General features: G+C 69.7%; 1 protein-coding gene. It reads right to left on the bottom strand.

All coding sequences use genetic code 11. The features are described 5' to 3' along the window. The coding region (locus ACNAVT_RS31800; protein ID WP_416301697.1) for an OmpL47-type beta-barrel domain-containing protein at positions 1 to 465 on the bottom strand (465 nt) is incomplete at both ends.

The following is a 465-nucleotide window of genomic DNA, read 5'->3' on the forward strand; positions in this document are numbered from 1 at the left end:
AACTCGACTCGGTCGACGCCCGACTGGGTGTCCGTTGCGGTCAAGGTGACCGTGGCACTGCCGATGTACGCGCCGTTGGCGTCCTTCTCCCCCGTCACCGCGGCCGTCACCGTCGGCGGCGTGGTGTCCGCCGGCGGCGTTTCGACGACCGTGAACGACACCGACTGCGGCGTCGAGGTGTTACCCGCCTTGTCCGTGGCCCGGTAACTCACCGTGTGCTGACCCGGCTGGTTCACCGTCACCGGCGCCGAATACGCGGTGTAGGCACCGCCGTCGAGCGCGTACTCGACTCGGTCCACGCCCGACTGCGTGTCGGTGGCGGAGAGGGTCACCGTGGCGCTACCCACGTACGCGCCGTTGCCGTCCCGCTGACCGGTCACCGCCGCTGTCACCGTGGGCGGCGTGGTGTCCGTCGGTGTCGGCTCGACCACCGTGAACGACACCGACTGCGGCGTCGAGGTGTTA

The organism is Micromonospora sp. SL4-19 (genome assembly GCF_047921475.1).
Lineage (GTDB): Bacteria > Actinomycetota > Actinomycetes > Mycobacteriales > Micromonosporaceae > Micromonospora.